The sequence below is a fragment of the Neptunomonas phycophila genome, assembly GCF_001922575.1.
Taxonomy (GTDB): domain Bacteria; phylum Pseudomonadota; class Gammaproteobacteria; order Pseudomonadales; family Balneatricaceae; genus Neptunomonas; species Neptunomonas phycophila.
In genome coordinates this window covers 23693-42835 of record NZ_MRCI01000005.1, presented here as the reverse complement: position 1 = coordinate 42835, position 19143 = coordinate 23693, and the positions used below count along the sequence as shown (strand labels likewise).

The 19143-nt window shown below is 46.6% G+C and carries 21 protein-coding genes; 15 read left to right on the top strand and 6 right to left on the bottom strand.

All coding sequences use genetic code 11. The features are described 5' to 3' along the window. Positions 1–179 precede the first annotated feature (179 nt). Genes BS617_RS17265 through BS617_RS17230 form a run of 8 tightly spaced genes read left to right on the top strand, consistent with a single transcriptional unit; the run spans position 180 to position 7023 of the window. Entirely contained in the window at positions 180–977 is a 798-nt protein-coding gene (locus BS617_RS17265; protein WP_075174249.1) for an ABC transporter substrate-binding protein, read from the top strand. Continuing rightward, entirely contained in the window at positions 977–1681 is a 705-nt protein-coding gene (locus tag BS617_RS17260; protein WP_075174248.1) for an ABC transporter permease, read from the top strand. Before BS617_RS17265 ends, BS617_RS17260 begins: the two co-directional genes overlap by 1 nt. A gap of 1 nt (position 1682) precedes the next feature. Then, positions 1683–2360 (top strand): ABC transporter ATP-binding protein, encoded by a 678-nt coding sequence (locus BS617_RS17255; protein ID WP_075174247.1) that lies wholly within the window; start codon positions 1683–1685, stop codon positions 2358–2360. Continuing rightward, complete coding sequence (gene mobA, locus BS617_RS18445; RefSeq protein WP_075174246.1) at positions 2350–3444, top strand: molybdenum cofactor guanylyltransferase MobA; 1095 nt, start codon at positions 2350–2352, stop codon at positions 3442–3444. Before BS617_RS17255 ends, mobA begins: the two co-directional genes overlap by 11 nt. Beyond that, the gene (locus BS617_RS18335; protein ID WP_249263641.1) at positions 3437–4753 is read left to right on the top strand and encodes a bifunctional molybdopterin-guanine dinucleotide biosynthesis adaptor protein MobB/molybdopterin molybdotransferase MoeA; all 1317 of its coding nucleotides are present in this window, start codon (positions 3437–3439) and stop codon (positions 4751–4753) included. The genes mobA and BS617_RS18335 overlap by 8 nt, the downstream gene beginning before the upstream one ends. Positions 4754–4762: 9 nt before the next feature. Beyond that, positions 4763–5761, top strand: coding sequence for a GTP 3',8-cyclase MoaA (gene moaA, locus BS617_RS17240; protein ID WP_075174245.1), 999 nt, complete (start codon positions 4763–4765; stop codon positions 5759–5761). A 48-nt stretch (positions 5762–5809) separates the two neighbouring features. Then, complete coding sequence (locus BS617_RS17235; RefSeq protein ID WP_075174244.1) at positions 5810–6316, top strand: hypothetical protein; 507 nt, start codon at positions 5810–5812, stop codon at positions 6314–6316. 2 nt (positions 6317–6318) lie between these two features. Beyond that, entirely contained in the window at positions 6319–7023 is a 705-nt protein-coding gene (locus BS617_RS17230; protein ID WP_075174243.1) for a tRNA-uridine aminocarboxypropyltransferase, read from the top strand. Here BS617_RS17230 and dtd read toward each other — a convergent pair. The 3 genes from dtd to typA all read right to left on the bottom strand — a co-directional run bounded on the left by dtd (position 7020) and on the right by typA (position 10375). Continuing rightward, positions 7020–7460 (bottom strand): D-aminoacyl-tRNA deacylase, encoded by a 441-nt coding sequence (dtd, locus tag BS617_RS17225; protein ID WP_075174242.1) that lies wholly within the window; start codon positions 7458–7460, stop codon positions 7020–7022. The two genes, BS617_RS17230 and dtd, sit on opposite strands and share 4 nt — an antisense overlap. Positions 7461–7481: 21 nt before the next feature. Then, entirely contained in the window at positions 7482–8432 is a 951-nt protein-coding gene (gene pip / locus BS617_RS17220; RefSeq protein WP_075174241.1) for a prolyl aminopeptidase, read from the bottom strand. A gap of 125 nt (positions 8433–8557) precedes the next feature. After that, on the bottom strand, positions 8558–10375 hold the full coding sequence (typA, locus tag BS617_RS17215; RefSeq protein WP_075174240.1) for a translational GTPase TypA: 1818 nt from the start codon (positions 10373–10375) through the stop codon (positions 8558–8560). A 367-nt stretch (positions 10376–10742) separates the two neighbouring features. Between typA and glnA the strand changes: the two genes are divergently transcribed. The 7 genes from glnA to BS617_RS17180 all read left to right on the top strand — a co-directional run bounded on the left by glnA (position 10743) and on the right by BS617_RS17180 (position 17734). Beyond that, on the top strand, positions 10743–12149 hold the full coding sequence (gene glnA / locus BS617_RS17210; RefSeq protein ID WP_075174239.1) for a glutamate--ammonia ligase: 1407 nt from the start codon (positions 10743–10745) through the stop codon (positions 12147–12149). A gap of 243 nt (positions 12150–12392) precedes the next feature. Then, positions 12393–13475, top strand: a complete 1083-nt coding sequence (gene glnL, locus BS617_RS17205; RefSeq protein ID WP_075174238.1) for a nitrogen regulation protein NR(II) — start codon at positions 12393–12395, stop codon at positions 13473–13475. Beyond that, the gene (gene glnG, locus BS617_RS17200; protein ID WP_075174237.1) at positions 13459–14883 is read left to right on the top strand and encodes a nitrogen regulation protein NR(I); all 1425 of its coding nucleotides are present in this window, start codon (positions 13459–13461) and stop codon (positions 14881–14883) included. The genes glnL and glnG overlap by 17 nt, the downstream gene beginning before the upstream one ends. 75 nt (positions 14884–14958) lie before the next feature. Next, a complete protein-coding gene (gene trmL, locus BS617_RS17195) occupies positions 14959–15426 on the top strand; it encodes a tRNA (uridine(34)/cytosine(34)/5-carboxymethylaminomethyluridine(34)-2'-O)-methyltransferase TrmL (RefSeq protein WP_075174263.1) in 468 nt (155 codons plus the stop codon). Between the two features lie 78 nt (positions 15427–15504). Then, a complete protein-coding gene (locus BS617_RS17190) occupies positions 15505–16161 on the top strand; it encodes a hypothetical protein (RefSeq protein WP_075174236.1) in 657 nt (218 codons plus the stop codon). A gap of 11 nt (positions 16162–16172) precedes the next feature. Beyond that, a complete protein-coding gene (locus tag BS617_RS17185; protein WP_075174235.1) occupies positions 16173–16721 on the top strand; it encodes a FlgO family outer membrane protein in 549 nt (182 codons plus the stop codon). A 107-nt stretch (positions 16722–16828) separates the two neighbouring features. Beyond that, positions 16829–17734, top strand: a complete 906-nt coding sequence (locus BS617_RS17180) for a M14 family zinc carboxypeptidase (RefSeq protein ID WP_083610187.1) — start codon at positions 16829–16831, stop codon at positions 17732–17734. Between the two features lie 131 nt (positions 17735–17865). Here BS617_RS17180 and secB read toward each other — a convergent pair whose 3' ends face one another. Genes secB through BS617_RS17165 form a run of 3 tightly spaced genes read right to left on the bottom strand, consistent with a single transcriptional unit; the run spans position 17866 to position 19037 of the window. Then, positions 17866–18348: a protein-export chaperone SecB gene (gene secB / locus BS617_RS17175; RefSeq protein WP_075174234.1), complete on the bottom strand. Its 483-nt coding sequence runs from the start codon at positions 18346–18348 to the stop codon at positions 17866–17868. Positions 18349–18357: 9 nt separating this feature from the next. After that, on the bottom strand, positions 18358–18618 hold the full coding sequence (gene grxC / locus BS617_RS17170; RefSeq protein WP_139303241.1) for a glutaredoxin 3: 261 nt from the start codon (positions 18616–18618) through the stop codon (positions 18358–18360). Further along, positions 18615–19037 carry a rhodanese-like domain-containing protein gene (locus BS617_RS17165; RefSeq protein WP_075174232.1) on the bottom strand — a complete coding sequence of 141 codons (423 nt, stop codon included), beginning with the start codon at positions 19035–19037 and terminating at the stop codon, positions 18615–18617. Before BS617_RS17165 ends, grxC begins: the two co-directional genes overlap by 4 nt. Positions 19038–19143 lie beyond the last annotated feature (106 nt).

Below are 19143 nucleotides of genomic sequence, written 5' to 3'. Positions count from 1 at the left end.
AATGGGACAAATTGTCCAGCCCGCCAACAGGGTAGGTCATTTTGTCTGGATTCGGTAGCCTAATATAGTCGTAGTGGTACATTTTTGTGCAATAAACCGTTGGCATCTAATTTGCTCTCGTCCTTAGTAGGTCAGAATAAGAATGCTGATATTTCAGCGCAATAATAAGGAAGATACTGATGCGCCTACTGTTAATTACCGTCTTAATGCTTTTAGGGACACTAAGTCATGCTAGTGACACTATTATCCGTTTGGCTACGACCACCAGTACTTACAACTCTGGGTTATTGGATGCCATTTTGCCGACATTTGAGAAAGCGCATGATGTGCAAGTTCAAGTAATAGCGGTTGGTACAGGTAAGGCGCTTAAAATGGGAGAAGCGGGCGATGTCGACTTAGTAATGACGCATGCCCCGGGGGCGGAAAAAGCGTTTGTAGATGCTGGCTTTGGTGTTGAACCAACAGGCTTGATGTATAACGACTTTGTCCTGATTGGGCCCTCAGCAGACCCAGCCGGTATTACAGCAGAAAGTGATGTGGCAAAAGCTATGGCAAGTATAGCCAATACAGATAGCCTGTTCATTTCCCGCGGAGATGATTCCGGTACGCATAAAAAAGAACGTGCGTTATGGCGTGATGCGCAAGTGCTACCTGACTTTAGTCATTATAAAGAAGTCGGCCAAGGGATGGGGAAAGTGCTGCAAATGGCTGATGAATTAAATGCCTATACGCTAACGGACAGAGGCACTTGGCTGGCTTATGAAAGCCGTTTACGTCTTGTGGTGCTGGTAGAAGGGGATAAGCGTTTATTTAATCCGTATCAGGTCATCCTAGTTAACCCTGTTCGCCATCAAGGGCTGAATACAGCAGGTGCTAGAGCGCTTCGTGATTGGTTAATATCCGCGCAGGGGCAACAACTAATAGGCGATTTCACTGTTAACGGTAAAGGATTATTTACGGCCTCAGCTAATCAATAATGGAGTCATTAACCACTACCTGCCTTCAGGCGCTAACGCTGTTGATCAGTGGTGATCGCGATTTGTGGGTCATCATTGGCGTGTCTTGCCGGGTATCATTAGCGGCGATTGGTCTATCCGTTATTCCAGCGGTGCTGTTGGGTTTGTATTTGGCCATGGTGCCTTTTCCTGGGCGTTGGGTTGTCGTTGCCGTGTTAAATGCGCTGATGGCAGTCCCTACTGTTGTTGTAGGGCTAACATTATATTTGTTGCTTTCGCGTAGCGGTCCATTGGGGGAGTGGCAATTGTTGTTTACACAACCCGCTATGGTTATTGGGCAAATGTTATTAGCGTTCCCTGTCATTGTGTGTATGTCGCATGCTGCTTTTCAAGCATTAGATAAACGCGCTTGGGAAACATCTCGCATGTTAGGTGCTTCTTTTGGTAAAGCTATCTTGACCTTGATGAATGAGGCGCGCTTTGCATTGACTGCCGCGGTGGTTGTTGCGTTTGGGCGTATTATTGCCGAAGTAGGTTGCTCGATGATGATTGGCGGAAACATCATGAATTTTACACGTAACATACCGACAGCTATAGCACTAGAGACGAGTAAAGGAGCGTTTGCTCAAGGCGTGGCTTTAGGCTTAGTGCTGTTGATATTGGCTTTAGTTCTTAATGTCGCGTTGGCTTTATTGCGCGGCCGTGGCCAACTGCAGGTAAGCTGATATGAATATAACCCTGACAAAGCTGACAAAGAAATATAACGGTAAAGAGTTGTTTTCTATCCCGTTGCTGTCGCTTCATCAGAACGACGTTATCCATTTGGGAGGCGAAAACGGCAGTGGTAAAACGACACTTATGAAATTGATTGCAGCGCTAGATAGCCCATCAAGTGGCTGTATTGTCGTTGATAATAAGGAGCGTCGCCGCTGGCGCTTTCACTCAGGGGAAAAGGGTGTCATTTATATGCACCAAACACCGTACTTATTTTCTGGCAGTGTAGAAGAGAACTTGCGGTACGGCTTACTTAACCGCTTTAACGATAAGTCACTCATTGAATATAAAGTCGATTACGCTTTACAGGTGGCTAAATTAAGCGCCTTTGCGACGCAGGAAGCACGCACCTTATCAGGAGGCGAAAAGCAACGGCTCGCGTTGGCTCGTGCAGCTATTTTAGAACCCAGTTGGCTGCTCTTAGATGAGCCAACAGCGAATATGGATCATCATTCAATCGATGTGGTTGCGTTTATGGTTGATGCGCTGATTCAGCAAAAATGCGGTATCATGATCAGTAGCCATCAAAAAACACACCTTACACATATTTGCCGTCGCCGTCTTCAGTTAAAAGCGGGCCGCTTGTTGGAGGTGTTAGATAACGCGGAGTTTGCAAAGCATGCGTCATGAGCAGGTAACCGGAGTCGTTTTAGCAGGCGGTATGGCTCGTCGAATGGGGGGCACGGATAAAGGTTGGGTCGAGCTAGAAGGCAAGCCGCTTATCCAGCATGCAATAGCGGTGGTGGAGCCCGAAGTGGCGCATGTGTTAGTGAATGCAAATAGGAGTTTAGAAGCGTATCGATCGTTAGGCTTCCCGGTTATCACTGATATTCAAGGTGATTATCAAGGGCCGCTAATGGGTATGGCGACAGGGCTTAAACATGCAACGACCCCTTGGGTGGCTTTTGTTCCTTGTGATAGTCCGCGTTTACCGGCGAATACCGTCTCGCGTTTAGTCACGGCTCAAGCGCACAGCGGGCAGCCGATAATAGTCGCCAGTGATGGGAAGCGTATCCAACCGGTAGTGACGCTAATCAGACGGGACCTGTGTGATCATCTCTTATCGGCACTCGCATCAGGAGAGCGAAAAATAGATCGGTGGTTTGCTGAAGTCGGGTTTGCTGAAGCTGACTTTAGTGATTGTGTTGATGCGTTTGTAAATGTTAACCGGCAAGATGACCTCAATGCATTAATCGCCATGCCGCGTTTGCTAGGCATTTCTGCGTGGAGTGGTACCGGTAAAACAACGTTATTAAAAAAGCTGATCCCAGCACTCAACGAACAAGGGGTTAAGCTTGCGGTAATTAAGCATGCGCATCATAAATTTGATGTCGATCACCCTGGTAAAGACAGCTATGAGCTGCGCAAGGCGGGGGCTCATCAGATGCTGATTGCCTCAGATCAGCGTTGGGCGCTCATGGTTGATAAAGTCGAGCCTCAAGAGCCTCAGTTATGTGACCTCATCAGTAAGTTAGATTTGGCGCAGTTAGATTTAGTATTAGTCGAGGGCTTTAAGCGAGAGTCCATACCTAAGCTGGAGTTACATCGTCCCTCTTTAGGTAAGCCTCTAATCTATCCTGAAGATGAAAATATTATTGCCATAGCTACCGATTCCCCTGATCACATAATCACCGACCTACCAGTGCTTGATATGGCTGATATTGAGGCAGTGTTAGCGTTTGTGCTCAACTATATGGACTGGCAGTGTGACTAAGCAGGCTGAAGCCACTTCAGTGGTGAGTTGTTTTGATGCGGCCGCTAACCCTGGTGGTATGTTGAGTGTATCTGAAAGTGTGCAATTTCTTCTCGATGCCGTACTGACGCCTAAGCAGCGGGCACTAACCATTATCGAGTCTTTGACTGAAACAATACCGCTAACGATGGCCTTGAAGCGGGTGCTAGCTGAAGATATTGCTTCTTCTATTAATGTGCCGCCAACCACTAATTCAGCGATGGATGGGTATGCATTAGGTTACAGCGAGTCACTGGACTTACCACTGCGTGTTATTGGCGAGGCCTATGCGGGTCATGGCTACGAAGGCGTAGTTCATCCCGGCGAAGTCGTAAAGATCATGACGGGAGCGCCGCTGCCTACAGGGTGCGATACCGTTATCATTAAAGAAGCGGCACAGGTTAAGAATAACCTGCAAAATGCTCAGGAACCTTTTTTGTACTTCCAAGGCGCTATGGATAAAGGCCAGCACGTACGTCAAGCCGGGGAAGATTTGCAGCAAGGGCAGTTAGCGTTAGCGCATGGTACTTTGCTGCGCCCTCAGGAAATGGGGCTGCTGGCATCCATCGGACACGACAAAGTGATGGTTTATAGTCGGTTACGAGTTGCCATTTTTTCGACCGGCGATGAGGTGCACCCTCAAGGTAAACCGCTACCCAGTCAGGGGATTTACGATACCAATCGTTTTTCACTTCGAGGTCTATTAGAACAGCTCGGTTGTGAGGTGGTTGATTTAGGCATCATCGCTGACGATAAACAGTCTCTTTCGCTAGCGTTAGCCGAGGGAGCCGCTCAGGCTGATTGCATTATCTCGTCGGGAGGCGTCTCTATGGGAGATGCGGATTATATTCGCGAGGTACTGGCGAGCGCAGGGCATGTGGACTTTTGGCGCATAGCAATGCGACCTGGCCGTCCCTTTGCTTTTGGGCATGTTAATGACCGGCCTTTTTTTGGTTTGCCCGGTAACCCTGTCGCTGTCATGGTGACTTTCTTACAATTTGTGCAACCTGCTTTGCGCAAAATGATGGGACAAGAACGTTGGCAGCCAATACGTTTGACCGCTGTCGCCGAGGAACCGTTGCGCTCTCGTAAAGGTCGAACGGATTATAGCCGTGGTATTTACCGTATTAACGAGCAAGGAGTGCTGGTGGTAAAAGTAACAGGGTCGCAGGGATCTGGAATCTTAACTTCCATGGTGGCGGCTAACTGCTTAATTGAAATCACCGATGATGATGAACGCATCGAAGCGGGCCAGTCGGTAACGATTCAGCCCTTTAGCGACTTGCTCTGAGGAAAAAACATGTCAGTTGTTACACCTGTCTCAGATCCATTCGGCCGACAGATAACCTATGTAAGGATGTCGGTGACAGACCGCTGCGACTTTCGCTGTGTGTACTGTATGGATGAGGAAATGACGTTTTTGCCTCGGCAGCAGGTTTTATCGCTTGAAGAAATACAGATGATCGCTCAAGCCTTTACTGAGTTAGGTGTGACTAAAATTCGTTTAACGGGCGGGGAGCCTCTAGTGCGAAAAGAGGTGACGCGCCTATTTGATGGAATAGGGCAGTTGCCTGGCTTAACTGATTTTTGCTTAACGACTAACGGCTCTCAATTACCTAAGTATGCACAAGCGTTAAAGGCCAGCGGCGTCAATCGCATTAACATCAGTATGGATAGTCTGCGCAGTGATCGATTCCACGAATTGACCCGCACTGGCCGCTTAGTTCAGGTCATCGAGGGGATTGATGCGGCTATAGCCGTGGGTTTTGAGCGCATTAAAATTAATGCTGTTATTTTAAAAGGTCGTAACGATGATGAGATCCTCGGTCTTGTCGACTTTGTTCGAGAACGAGGCATCGATATTAGCTTTATCGAAGAAATGCCATTAGGCGTTATTTCAGAACACAAACGTGAAGAAACGTATTGCTCCAGCGATGATGTACGCGAAATAATTCACAGTCGTTACCCGCTTTATCCGAATGTGCACAGTACAGGCGGGCCTTCTAAGTATTGGTCGATGAGTGATAGCGATAGCCGTATTGGGTTTATATCGCCGCATAGCCACAATTTCTGTGGTGATTGTAACCGTGTACGTGTCACTGTTGAGGGTAAATTGCTGCTGTGCCTCGGTAATGAAAATGCGGTTGACTTAAAAGCGGTAGTGCGTCGTTACCCGGGTGATATTGAGCGGCTCAAAGATACGATAGTCGCAGCCATCGCCCATAAACCGGAAAAACACCATTTCACAACCGACGGTGATGTACAAATTGTCCGCTTCATGAATACAACAGGCGGCTGATTCGTTATGATATTTAGCTATTCATAGCTAGATGGTCTGCATAGACGCATGGTTAATATCGCATCAGTTTCGTTTTTCTTTGATCAAGTTGAAGATCGGATTCGCCTTATCGGTAACCTCGATAATCAGGGGCCGCGTGTCGATTTTTGGTTAACACGGCGTTTGGTTATGCGTTTACTTGAAATGTCATTAGAGCTTGTGCAAAAAACATCGCAACAGGTCAATCAAGTACCGGTTGAGCACCAAGGCGCGATGGCTCAGTTTGAGCATGATCAAGCGCAACAGGCGCCTAATATTCAGTCGGCGGATAGCCAAAATCACGATGAACATCCGGCATCAATTTTGCGACGTCTGGATATTAGCTACCAAGATGGACGTTACCGGCTGAGTTTTTTTAGCCATGGTACTGACGAGCTGCAAGCCGTGAGTATTTTAAGTTATCAAGAGTTGCATCAAACACTGCATTGGCTGCACCGCGGTAGCTTAAAGCTTGATTGGGGGGCTAGCGCGTCGTTGTTTGATGGCCTTGAAAATTCGCCACAGAGATTACAATAAATATGGCGTTTGATCCTAATGCGCCTCGCAAGCCTTTTGTCGCCCGTGGTTCCCGAGTTGAGCGGTGCTCATCCTGTTTAATGGCAGCGGCCCGCTGTTTGTGTGATGTACGTCCAAACATTAAAGGCAAAGCAGTTTTCTGGCTGCTTACTCATCATAATGAAATCTACAAGCCAACCAACACCGGACGCTTGATTGTTGATACCTTGCAAGGGTGCCGAGTGTTTAAGTGGGGGCGCGTTGAGCCTGAGCCTGCTTTTCTTGAGGCGCTAAATGATCCGCGTTATCGTCCTTGCATTGTTTTTCCGTCGGATGAGGACTATCAGCAACGTATGGTAAGGGCTGATTATCTTCAACAAGATGATCGTATACCTGCTTTTATTATTTTGGATGGCACATGGCGTCAAGCACGACGGATGTTTCGTTTGAGCCGTTACCTCGATAACATACCTGCTATAGAGCCGAGCCATACCGCCGAGTCACGCTATCAATTGCGCCAATCGTCTGAGCCCCATCATTTATGCACAGCTGAAATAGCGGCCCTAATGCTGCGCGAAGTCAACGATACAACCAGTGCCGATGTATTAGATAGTTACTTTGATTTGTTTAATTTGGAATACCATGCATCTCGCGTGAAAAGAGAACAAACATCACAAATAACAGCTGTTAGGGAACGCTTAGCGTCTTTAGTGCAGCCGTTACGCTAGTTAGCCTCTAGCAAAAATGTGACGGGGCCGTCGTTGAGTAAAGATACCTTCATATCCGCACCAAATTTACCGGTTTGCACACAGGGGTGTTGCTGCGAGGCCTGCTCTACAAAATAATCATACATTGCTTTACCGTGCTCGGGAGAGGCGCCGTTAGAAAAGCCCGGGCGTAGACCTTTTTGGGTGTCGGCAACCAAAGTGAATTGAGAGACAATCAATAAGCCACCTCCTACCTGTTGTAGATTAAGGTTCATCTTGTCGTCGCTATCAGAAAAGACACGGTAGTTGATTACTTTTTTTAGCAGTTTATCGGCAATAGCTGACGTATCATCACGCTCAATACCGAGTAATAACAGTAAGCCGTGATCAATTTCTCCTATTCGCTGGCCGTCGACATCGACGCTCGCGCAGCTAACACGTTGTATTAAACCCTTCATAAAAAGGACACTCTTTCTCAATTAGGCTAAGGACTCGGCAAATTGGTCTGTAGCACAGACTAGGTTATTAATTATGCCTTTTTCGTAGGCCGAATGACCTGCTTCCCGCACGATATGAAGTTCTGCTTGTGGTAGCTGGCGGTGAAGTTCGTAGGCTTGTTGAACGGGGCAGACCATATCATATCGGCCATGCACCAGAATGGTCGGTATGTGAGCAATGCATGCCGCATTATCTAGGATCTGGTTTTCTTCAATAAAGCTACTGTTTACAAAGTAGTGGGCTTCAATACGCGCCATGGATAAAGCAATGTGCGGATCAGAAAAGTGCTCCACAGTGTCGGCATTGGGTACTAGGGTCGAGCAGCGACCTTCCCAAATAGACCATGCTTTTGCGGCCGACATACGCTCGAGCTCATTGTCAGAAGTTAAACGTTGGTAATAGGCATGTAATAAGTTGTTATGCTCTGTAACAGGTATCTTGTGGATAAAGTCTTGCCAGTAATCAGGAAAGATAACACTGGCGCCGTGCTGGTAAAGCCAATGAATGTCTTGCTGTCGGCTAAGGAATATTCCGCGCAAAATAAGTCCGTTAACCCTGTCTGGAAATGCTTGTGCGTACAGTAGGCTCAGCGTAGAGCCCCACGAGCCACCAAAAAGCATCCACTGTTCTATGTTTAAGTGGCTGCGGATTTTTTCTATATCCGTGATAAGGTGTGCCGTTGTGTTGTGCTCCAACGAGGCGTGAGGTTGCGAGCGCCCACATCCGCGCTGATCAAATAGAATGATGCGGTATTTCTCTGGATTAAAAAAGCTGCGCTGTGCGTTGCTTGTGCCCCCACCAGGACCTCCGTGGACAAATAAAACCGGTAAGCCCTCAGCGTTGCCGCTTTCTTCGATATAAATTGAATGGCCGTCACCGACATCCAACATCTGTTCTTTGTACGGGTGAATATCCGGGTAGAGAATGCGCATTATGCGTTACCTATGTATATTGCCTGTTATTCCAGTATAAGGTGCATTTCATAGATAGAAACGCTAGAGACAAAAAAAGGTGGCCTAAGCCACCTTTAATATTACAACAGTCGTATTAGACGCTATTACTTAGCGCTGCGACCTTTACGTTTACGCTCGTTTTCAGTTAGGTACTTTTTACGAAGGCGGATGTGGTTAGGTGTAACTTCAACCAGCTCGTCGTCTTCAATAAAGTCTAACGCTTGTTCCAGTGTAAAACGGATAGCTGGCGTAAGCTGAATGTTCTCATCGGTACCAGATGCACGTACGTTGGTTAACTGCTTACCTTTGATAGGGTTAACAGCTAGATCGTTGTTACGGCTATGGATACCAAGGATCATACCCTCGTAAACATCTACGTTAGGAACGACGCACAAACGTCCGCGCTCTTGTAGGTTCCATAATGAGTAACCCAGTGCTTTACCTGTCACCATAGAAACAAGAACACCGTTGCTACGATAGATGACTTCACCTTCTTTAACCGGACCATAATGGTCAAAGATAGAAGTCATGATACCCGTACCTGATGTCATGGTTAGGAATTGGCTACGGAAGCCAATCAAACCGCGTGATGGGATCATGAACGTTAAGCGGATACGGCCAGAGCTGTCCACTTCCATATTTGTCATGTCACCTTTACGCTTGCCCATCTCTTCGATGATGCTGCCTTGGTGCTGGTCTTCAACATCGATCATTACGATCTCGTATGGCTCTTGTGTTTGGCCATCGACTTCACGTTGAATAACTTCTGGACGAGAAACACCTAGCTCAAAACCTTCGCGACGCATGGTTTCGATTAAAACAGAAAGATGTAGCTCACCACGGCCTGATACGCGGAACTTATCCGGTGTATCGCCTTCGGCTACACGCAAAGCAACGTTGTGGATCAATTCGCGGTCTAAGCGGTCTTTGATGTTACGACTGGTAACGAACTTACCGTCTTGGCCAGCAAACGGAGAATCGTTTACTTGGAACGTCATCGATACCGTTGGCTCGTCAACCGATAGGGCTGGTAATGCTTCTACTTTTTCTGGGTCACAGATAGTGTCAGAAATGTTGAGCTCGTCAATACCCGTAATACAAACGATATCGCCAGCCTGAGCCGAGGTAACATCAACGCGATCAAGGCCTAAGTACCCCATGATCTTTTGAAGCTTACCGCTGCGCACAGAACCGTCAGCGCTGATTACTTTAACTTGTTGGTTAATTTTAGCAGTACCACGCTTGATACGGCCGACACCGATAACACCCACGTAGCTGTTATAGTCTAATGCAGAAATTTGCATTTGCAGCGGACCATCAACGTCTACTTCTGGGGGATTAACGTGCTCAACGATAGCTTCAAACAGAGGAGTCATGTCTTCAGCAAGGTTGTCGTGCTCTAAACCTGCAATACCATTTAACGCAGACGCATAAATGATAGGGAAGTCGAGCTGCTCATCTGTTGCGCCTAATGAGTCGAATAGGTCGAATACTAAGTCGACGGCACGGTCAGGGTTTGCGCCTGGACGGTCAACCTTGTTAACAACAACGATCGGGCGAAGGCCCTGATCGAATGCTTTTTGCGTTACAAAGCGCGTTTGCGGCATAGGGCCGTCAACAGCATCAACTAATAGACATACGCAGTCTACCATCGACAATACGCGCTCTACTTCGCCACCAAAATCGGCATGCCCTGGAGTATCCACGATATTGATGTGATAGTCATTCCATTCGATGGCTGTGTTTTTTGCCAAAATGGTAATGCCGCGTTCTTTCTCCTGGTCATTGGAGTCCATGATGCGTTCAGTGCCTTCATCACGACGGCCCAGGGTGCCCGATTGCTGCAAAAGTTTGTCAACCAAAGTCGTTTTACCATGGTCAACGTGAGCAATGATGGCGATGTTTCTCAGCTTATCAATCACGTGGATGTACCCAGATTATATTTAAAAATAAAGCGCGCATTATACACGTAAATTGCGAGTGGGATGCTGAATAATTGACCAATTAAAAAGGTTTTTTAAGGAAGCACTTTTTTTTAGGTTAGAGTAAGATGCTGATGACCCTTTATAAGGCGTTAAAAAGCCATTATGCATCTTTTTGGTGCTTTAATATGTGTTTTGTTTGTTTTTGGTGCGTTTGATGGTCAAAAGGGTGCGCTTAATGCCTGTTTTAAAGGGGGTTGAGTGTGGCATGAAGTTTGCTGCCTAAAAGCAACCGGCAAAAAAGCCGATTTTTAGGACCTGTTTTTACGTAAACGCGTCTGGCAAATTCTAAATTGGAGAGAGCCACATGTCAGAGAAGACTCTGAAGTTAATCGAAGAAAATGATGTTAAGTGGATCGATATGCGATTCACAGATACCCAAGGTAAAGAACAGCACGTTACTATTCCTGTTACGCAGATGGGTGACGACTTCTTTGAAGAAGGTAAAATGTTCGATGGTTCTTCTATCTCTGGATGGAAAGGTATCAACGAATCTGACATGATTTTGCAGCCAGACGACGCTGCTTCAGTACTTGATCCCTTCGCTGAAGAGTCAACGGTTATCGTGCGTTGTAACATTGTTGAGCCAATGACTGGACAAGGTTACGAGCGTGACCCTCGCTCTGTTGCAAACCGTGCTGAAGAATACTTAAAGTCTACAGGTATCGCCGATACTGCTTTCTTTGGTCCAGAACCAGAATTCTTCGTTTTTGATGAAGTGCATTTCCACTCAGATATGAGCGGTTGCGGCTATAAAGTGTCTTCTGAAGAAGCAGCATGGTCTTCTAACAGCAAGTTCGAAGGCGGTAACACGGGTCACCGTCCACGTGTTAAAGGCGGTTACTTCCCAGTACCACCTGTTGATTCTTTGCATGACTTGCGTGCAAATATGTGTAACGCAATGACAGCAATGGGCTTAGACGTTGAAGTTCATCACCATGAAGTTGCAACAGCTGGTCAGTGTGAGATCGGTGCTGGTGCAAACACATTGGTTAAGAAAGCTGACGAAGTTCAGGTTCTTAAATACTGCGTACATAATGTTGCTCACGCTTACGGCAAAACAGCGACGTTCATGCCTAAGCCTATCGTAGGTGATAACGGTTCTGGTATGCACGTTCACCAGTCATTGACTAAAGATGGCAAAAACATCTTTGCTGGTGATGTGTATGCGGGTATGAGTGAAACAGCGTTGTTCTACATTGGTGGTATCATCAAGCACGCTAAAGCACTGAATGCGATCACTAACCCGGGTACAAACTCTTACAAGCGTTTGGTTCCAGGTTTTGAAGCACCTGTTATGTTGGCTTATTCTGCTCGTAACCGTTCTGCTTCTATCCGTATTCCTTACGTTACTAGCGATAAAGCTCGTCGTATCGAAACGCGTTTCCCTGACCCAATTGCTAACCCATACCTGTGCTTCGCTGCCTTGATGATGGCGGGTCTTGACGGTATTCAGAACAAAATCCACCCTGGCGATGCTGCTGATAAAGACTTGTATGATCTACCAGCTGAAGAAGCGGCTAAGATCCCTCAGGTTTGTAGTTCTTTAGAAGAAGCGTTGGCTGCATTGGATGCAGACCGCGAGTTCTTGACTAAAGGCGGTGTATTCACTGATGACATGATCGATGCTTATATCGAACTGAAAACAGAAGAAGCACTAAAAGTAAGCACAGTAACTCACCCAGTTGAGTACGACTTGTACTACTCTGTATAAAACAGTGCGCTAGATAGAAAAGCCTCCTTATTGGGGGCTTTTTTTTGTCCGCTAATCAGTGATTTAGTTTACGTAGTTGCAGAATTGGTGGTTGCACCAAAATGGCGCAAGGTTGCGGTGCATGCTAGTCTGTTAATGGGTAGATAAGTCACAGTCGGCGGGCTGTTCAGGTAATTCAGTGCGAAATTTATGAATTGGCTTTCTTCTTGCATTTTAAATTAAAAAATTTAGGCGGTTACGAGGATGTTCAGGAAGCAAACCCATAAGCAAATTTTGGAGAACTTATCGACCAGTGTCATTCTGTTGGATGAGAGTCTGCAAATAGAGTACATGAACCCTGCCGCCGAGATGTTGCTAGAAGCAACGGCTAAGCGTTTGAGCACATGCAATGTAGAAGAGTGGCTGACGCAAGATCCGGACGAAATTAATGTATTAAAGTCCACCGTTACTTCAGGCCACGCTTATACACGCCGAGAGGCCAAGTTAATTGCCATGAATGGCAATGAAATTACGGTCGATTACAGTGTTAACCCCATGCTGGTTCGAGACGTAACTTTTTTGCTCATAGAAATTCAGGCGAGGGATCGTCTATTACGTATTGAGCGCGAAGAAGAATTGCTTACACGTCACGCAACTACGCGAAACCTCGTGCGAGGCATGGCGCATGAAATTAAAAACCCATTGGGTGGTATTCGAGGCGCAGCGCAGTTATTGGAACGAGAGCTGGATGATGTTGGTCTGCACGAGTACACACAAATTATCATTGAAGAGGCTGATAGGTTAAGAAACCTAGTCGACCGCCTTTTGGGGCCACATAAGTTACCGAAGCTTGAGCCGGTAAATATTCATGCTGTTTTAGAGCGCGTTTGTACTTTGGTTGATGTGGAGTGCGAAGGTCAGATCCATTTTGTTAAAGATTATGATCCGAGTATTCCTGAGTTTATCGGCGACACCGAGCAGCTGATCCAAGCTAACCTAAATATCATCCGTAATGCGATGCAAGCATTGCAAGAGAGCCATACACCAGATGCCTGTATAACGTTAAAAACAAGGGCTAAACGGCAGGTGACCTTAGGGTCCGAACGACATCGTTTGGTTTGTTGTTTAGACATTATTGATAACGGTCCAGGTATACCGGCTGAAATGTTGAATAATGTTTTTTATCCTATGATTAGCGGTCGGGCTGAAGGCTCAGGGCTGGGCTTGTCAATTGCTCAGTCTATAGTCAATCAACACCATGGTTTGATTGAGTGTTCCAGTGAGCCTGGGCGCACCCGCTTTTCGTTGTATATCCCATTGGAGTTAAGAAATGAAGATGTCCGGTAATGTATGGATTGTAGATGATGACCGATCAATTCGCTGGGTTTTAGAGCGTGCTCTTGATCAGGTGGGTCTTGAGATCCGGACGTTTGAAAGTGCCGATGAGGTGTTGAAGCAGCTGAAACACGGTGCACCCGATGCGGTGATTAGTGATATTCGCATGCCGGGTATGGATGGTTTGGAAATGCTGAATATCATTCGAGAAACGCATGCTGATATGCCAATCATTATTATGACGGCGCATTCGGATCTCGATAGTGCTGTTGCCTCGTATCAAGGGGGCGCTTTCGAATACTTGCCAAAGCCATTCGATATTGATGAGGCGGTTGCGTTAGTCAAACGCGCTGTTGAGCATGCTGTCGAACAGCGTAGCGAAATTGTCACCGATGCTGAGGTCGATACGGCTGAAATTATTGGTGAGGCGCCTGCCATGCAGGAAGTGTTTCGTGCGATAGGGCGCTTATCTCACTCAAATATTACTGTGCTGATTAATGGTGAATCGGGTACGGGTAAAGAGTTGGTTGCTCATGCATTGCATAAGCATAGCCCGCGCTCTTCGCAGTCATTTATTCCGCTAAACATGGCGGCTATTCCTAAAGATCTTATAGAGTCAGAGCTTTTTGGACATGAGAAGGGAGCGTTTACCGGCGCTGCATCTGCACGTAGAGGGCGCTTTGAGCAAGCCGATGGCGGCACACTGTTTCTAGATGAAATAGGTGACATGCCTGCTGAAACACAAACACGTTTGCTGCGAGTGCTAGCCGACGGTGAGTTCTATCGAGTGGGTGGTCATACTCCGGTTAAGGTGGATGTTCGTATTATTGCCGCTACGCACCAGAACCTAGAAGGCTTAGTGCAACAGGGGCGCTTCCGAGAAGATTTATTCCATCGCCTCAATGTCATTCGTATTCATATACCCACGTTGTCTGAGCGTCGAGAAGATATAGCACGATTAGCGCGTCATTTTTTACAGCGCTCGGCCGAAGAGCTCAATGTAGAGCCTAAAGTGCTGAAAGTAGAAACCGAAGAGTTTATGTGTGATCTTGCATGGCCTGGTAATGTTCGTCAGCTCGAGAATACATGCCGTTGGCTGACTGTGATGGCGTCAGGACGTGAGGTGTTAGTATCCGATATGCCTCCTGAATTGGTTGAGCAGCAGGGTAAGGCAGAGGTCACGACTTCAAATTGGGAACATGCGCTTCGTAATTGGGCAGACCAGCAATTAGCGGCAGGCCACAAAAGTATCTTGGATTCGGCGGTCCCTTCTTTTGAAAAAATCATGATTGAAACGGCGTTAACGCACACGGCTGGCCGACGACGGGATGCAGCGGAGCTGCTGGGTTGGGGGCGTAATACCCTGACGCGTAAAATTAAAGAACTCAATATGGCAATAGAAAGTGCTGAGGACGATTAAGCGTCCAACAGCACTTATCCTTCTTCTACTATTATCAGGGTATAATACGCTCGCTTTTAATAGATGGGCTTATATATGCTGAATGTAGTTTTATACGAACCAGAAATACCACCAAACACAGGTAATATTATTCGCCTGTGCGCAAATACCGGCTTTCAACTACACTTGATTAAACCGCTTGGGTTTGCGCTAGATGATAAAAAGCTACGGCGAGCAGGGCTTGATTATCACGAGTTTGCTGCCTTGAAAGTACATGACTCATTAGAGGATTGTTTGGCCGCCCTTGGGCAGCCTAAAGTCTGGGCAATGACAACAAAAGGCACGTGTTTCCATAGTGATGCGCCCTTTGCTGAAGGGGATGTCATTTTGTTGGGCCCTGAAACTCGAGGTTTGCCGGTTGAAGTCCGCGAAAGTTTACCTAAAGAGCAATTAATTAAGTTGCCGATGGGAGCGGATAGTCGTAGTTTAAATCTATCGAATGCATGCGCGATCGTGGTTTATGAAGCATGGCGACAGTTAGGTTATAAAGGCTGTTCAGGCTGAGTGCAGCGATAGCATGTACCTTAGCGCTTAAATCGCTTAACATATTGCCATAAATGGATCTTTTCAAAGGACACGCTGATGATCAAAAAAGCTTTCTTGCTTGGAGCAATGACTCTGTCGTTACAGGGATGCTTCTATGCTAAAACAACTCAAGCCCCTATTGCACAATCATATCCCCTTACTGAACAGAAGAAGATGCAAGCCATGCATCACTGGCAAGTACTGGCTGACTATGAAGCAAAAGGCATAATACATCAGCTAAAAGACCAGCCAGTCTATGTCGTACCTGGTAACACTGACACGGTTTTTGATAAAACGTTCCGTGAAATGCTGACAAGTGAGTTGGTGCAGGACGGCGCAACAGTGATGCTAACGCCAACAACAGCGGCTGAAATCACCTATGATGTGAGCTTGGTGGAGCATAAAGACCAAGGCCATATTCGCCAACCTGAAGGTACTTATACCGCGCTTGCAGCAGGTATAGGGGTGCTTTCTTTGGCGGCTGACTGGACGGAACCAGGTTTAGTAGCGTTGCCTTTCGCATTGGTTGCAGACGCCTTGGCCGGTAATTTAGTAGATGAAAGTGATACGGAAATAGCCATTACGACGCGCGTATCAGAAGGTGGTCGTTTATTGCATTCATCTACCAATATCTATTACATCAACTCCGGTGATAAGGCTCAGTATGCAGCACCGGCTAAAACGACGCGTACCATTCGTGTGACAGATCGTTAAGGAGTAGGTTGATGAAGATGGTTAATTGGAAAGGCATATCGGCGCTGTTAGTTGTTGGCGTCTTACTCACGGGTTGCGCGTCAAACAAAGCCGCCCGAGTATCAGATCAGAAAGTCGACTTGGTTGAAGAAGTTGGCGATGCTACGCAGATCTTGGTGAAGAATGCGGTTGTACCCATTAACAAGCAAAAAGCAATTTTATCAACAAGCTTCGCTAATATTGATAACCTGCAAGAGTCATCGACTTTTGGTCGCTTAATCGGTGATACGGTTGCTGGCGATTTGGTAGGCGGTGGCTTTAACGTCATTGAAATTCGCTTGCGCAATAGCTTGTATATGGAGCCACGAGTAGGTGAGTTCATGTTGTCACGTGAGCTTCGTCATGTCAGTGCTGAGCATGACGCTCAAGCGGTGTTGGTTGGTACGTATGCTGTAGGTGGTGAGTACGTCTATGTTAATGCTCGTTTGGTTAGTGTTAACGATAGCCGTGTATTGTCATCTTATGACTTCCGCTTGCCGCTAAATCGAGATATTCGCAAAATGTTATCGTCTAATCGGTAGTGCTTGCCTCGATAATTTAAGAAACCGGCGTTTAAGCCGGTTTTTTTATAGCCTTTTTTAGAAGACACGCTAGACTTCAGCGACAGCTTCTAAGGTATTGATGTGTGATGTTACGAATAGTATTTATTGGTCTCATGGCGTTTTCGCAAGTGTTGTTTGCAACCACGCGAACGCCTGAATTTATTAATGTGAAAGCCGATCCTGCTGTCGATGATTTGTGCCATAAAGTAGGCAAAAAGCTGTCGAGTGTATCAACGAAAGAGTGCTTAGCAATTGGCTTTGCAACCCCGCGGTTTTATTCGGTAGATGGTTTGCCTATTGTCGAGAAGCATTTCCCCGCCGCTCATGAGGGGGCGCCTAAAATCTTGTTTATCGGGGGTATTCACGGTGATGAATACTCTAGCGTCAGTGTTACTTTTAAATGGCTATCTACTTTATTAAAACACCACAGCGGTGCATTTGATTGGCACTTCTTGCCGTTGGCTAACCCCGATGGATTGCTGCAAAAACGTTCGTCGCGAGTTAATGCGAATGAGGTTGACTTGAATCGCAATTTTGAACCGGCTGACGGTTTTCCTGAGCCGCTTAAACATTGGCAAGAGCGGGCAAAAAAACGTGCACGTTATTACCCCGGCAAAGCACCTCTGAGCGAGCCTGAAACACAAATGATTCGTCAACTTATAGATGAATATGAACCTACGGTTATTATCTCAGTGCATGCCCCGCATGGGATAGTGGACTTTGATGGCGATAGTTTAAAGCCGCCGAGTAAATTAGGACCGCTCTATCTGCGTCAGCTAGGTACTTATCCTGGCTCATTAGGAAATTATGCTTGGTTTGTGAAACGTATACCCGTCATGACAATAGAGTTACCTCACGCGGGCATAATGCCGACTAATGCCGATATTAGCCGAATGTGGACTGATCTAGTACGTTGGGTTCGTAAAAAGACTGACTCTGAAAAGCATTATGCCGATAGCTCTATGTCTTCTGATGATAAAGCGGCCGAATAAGGCGTATACGTTAGGTGAGTAAAGAGTATTGCTGAAGTTTACCTGAAAGGATAAATCGATAGCACAGACGATAGGTCTGTACTATCGGGGCGCCTTTAGGTTCATTGTCCCAAGGGCGCATCTACTAAAACTTAATGTGTTTCAGTTGGTTGGTTTTGCTCGGCGGCTGCGCGCTGCATTTTTTGTGCATAAAGAGCATCAAAATTAACAGGCGCTAGCATCAATGGAGGGAAGCTGGCTTTTGTGACCAGATTGTCGACGGCTTCTCGCGCATATGGGAAAAGTACGTTAGGACAAAAAGCACCTAAAGCGTGAGCTTTCTCTTGATCAGACATACCACCTACTAAGAAAATCCCACCTTGATGAACTTCGACCAAAAATGCAGTGTCGCCATCGTTTTTAGCCGTTACCGTGAGCGTTAGAACGACTTCAAAATGTTCTTCACTCAGTTGGTTGGTCGCCGTGTTCATTTCTAGATTAACTTCTGGCTTCCACTGCTTGGTGAATACCTGAGGGCTGTTAGGCGTTTCTAGAGAGCTGTCTTTTAAGTAAAGGCGTTGTACAGCAAATTGTGGGCCTTTTGGCTGTTGAGCAGCTTGTTCGTTCTCAGACATGTCAGATCCTTATTGGTTTTTATGCAAAAGTGTATCAAGTTTGCCCTGTTGTTCCAGTGCGAAAAGGTCATCGCAGCCACCCACATGGGTATCCCCAATAAAAATTTGGGGTACAGTGCGACGACCTGAACGTTCCATCATTTCTTGGCGCTGGGTAGGGTTGTTATCAACATTGATTTCGGTGAAGTCGACGTTTTTATGGCCGAGCAGCATTTTGGCGCGAGTACAAAACGGACACCAATCAGAGCTATAGATAGTAACAGACATTATTTGCCCTTCTTAATGATAGGTAAGTTCTGTCCTTTCCATTCGGTGATACCACCTTGTAGACGACTGACGTTCTCAAAACCGGCCTCTTTTAGCTGTTTGCTAGCACTGCCTGCGGTTTGGCCGATGTTGCAAACAACAATAATTGGTTTGGTTTTGTATTTGTTTAATTCTTCTATCCGGCGGGCTAGGTCGGCAAGCGGGATATGCTTTGCCCCCGTGATGTGTCCGGTGTCCCACTCTTTCTTGGTTCTGATATCAACAACCACAGCGTCTTCTTTGTTAATCATCTGTGTGGCAATAGCAGGAGAAACGGCATGCCCACCTTTTTGCCCTTCCGTCCAAAGCAGTAGAGCCAATGTGGCTACCCACGCTGCGATGAGCACTAGGTTGTTGGTGGCAAATTCGATAAATTGTTCCATTGTGCATCCTAAACGGTCTTGAGCCAGAAGTGGCAGCGATGATTGAGCGCGAAATTATACAATGCTCAGTTGACGGTTATAAGGGGTAATTGACAGGGTTAGCCAA

Bases quoted from the DNA above. Each gene is read 5' to 3' on its own strand.
- BS617_RS17265 (WP_075174249.1), top strand. From the start codon at position 180: ATGCGCCTACTGTTAATTACCGTCTTAATGCTTTTAGGGACACTAAGT.
- BS617_RS17260 (WP_075174248.1), top strand. From the start codon at position 977: ATGGAGTCATTAACCACTACCTGCCTTCAGGCGCTAACGCTGTTGATC.
- BS617_RS17255 (WP_075174247.1), top strand. From the start codon at position 1,683: ATGAATATAACCCTGACAAAGCTGACAAAGAAATATAACGGTAAAGAG.
- mobA (WP_075174246.1), top strand. From the start codon at position 2,350: ATGCGTCATGAGCAGGTAACCGGAGTCGTTTTAGCAGGCGGTATGGCT.
- moaA (WP_075174245.1), top strand. From the start codon at position 4,763: ATGTCAGTTGTTACACCTGTCTCAGATCCATTCGGCCGACAGATAACC.
- BS617_RS17235 (WP_075174244.1), top strand. From the start codon at position 5,810: ATGGTTAATATCGCATCAGTTTCGTTTTTCTTTGATCAAGTTGAAGAT.
- BS617_RS17230 (WP_075174243.1), top strand. From the start codon at position 6,319: ATGGCGTTTGATCCTAATGCGCCTCGCAAGCCTTTTGTCGCCCGTGGT.
- dtd (WP_075174242.1), bottom strand. From the start codon at position 7,460: ATGAAGGGTTTAATACAACGTGTTAGCTGCGCGAGCGTCGATGTCGAC.
- pip (WP_075174241.1), bottom strand. From the start codon at position 8,432: ATGCGCATTCTCTACCCGGATATTCACCCGTACAAAGAACAGATGTTG.
- glnA (WP_075174239.1), top strand. From the start codon at position 10,743: ATGTCAGAGAAGACTCTGAAGTTAATCGAAGAAAATGATGTTAAGTGG.
- glnL (WP_075174238.1), top strand. From the start codon at position 12,393: ATGTTCAGGAAGCAAACCCATAAGCAAATTTTGGAGAACTTATCGACC.
- glnG (WP_075174237.1), top strand. From the start codon at position 13,459: ATGAAGATGTCCGGTAATGTATGGATTGTAGATGATGACCGATCAATT.
- trmL (WP_075174263.1), top strand. From the start codon at position 14,959: ATGCTGAATGTAGTTTTATACGAACCAGAAATACCACCAAACACAGGT.
- BS617_RS17190 (WP_075174236.1), top strand. From the start codon at position 15,505: ATGATCAAAAAAGCTTTCTTGCTTGGAGCAATGACTCTGTCGTTACAG.
- BS617_RS17185 (WP_075174235.1), top strand. From the start codon at position 16,173: ATGAAGATGGTTAATTGGAAAGGCATATCGGCGCTGTTAGTTGTTGGC.
- BS617_RS17180 (WP_083610187.1), top strand. From the start codon at position 16,829: ATGTTACGAATAGTATTTATTGGTCTCATGGCGTTTTCGCAAGTGTTG.
- secB (WP_075174234.1), bottom strand. From the start codon at position 18,348: ATGTCTGAGAACGAACAAGCTGCTCAACAGCCAAAAGGCCCACAATTT.
- BS617_RS17165 (WP_075174232.1), bottom strand. From the start codon at position 19,037: ATGGAACAATTTATCGAATTTGCCACCAACAACCTAGTGCTCATCGCA.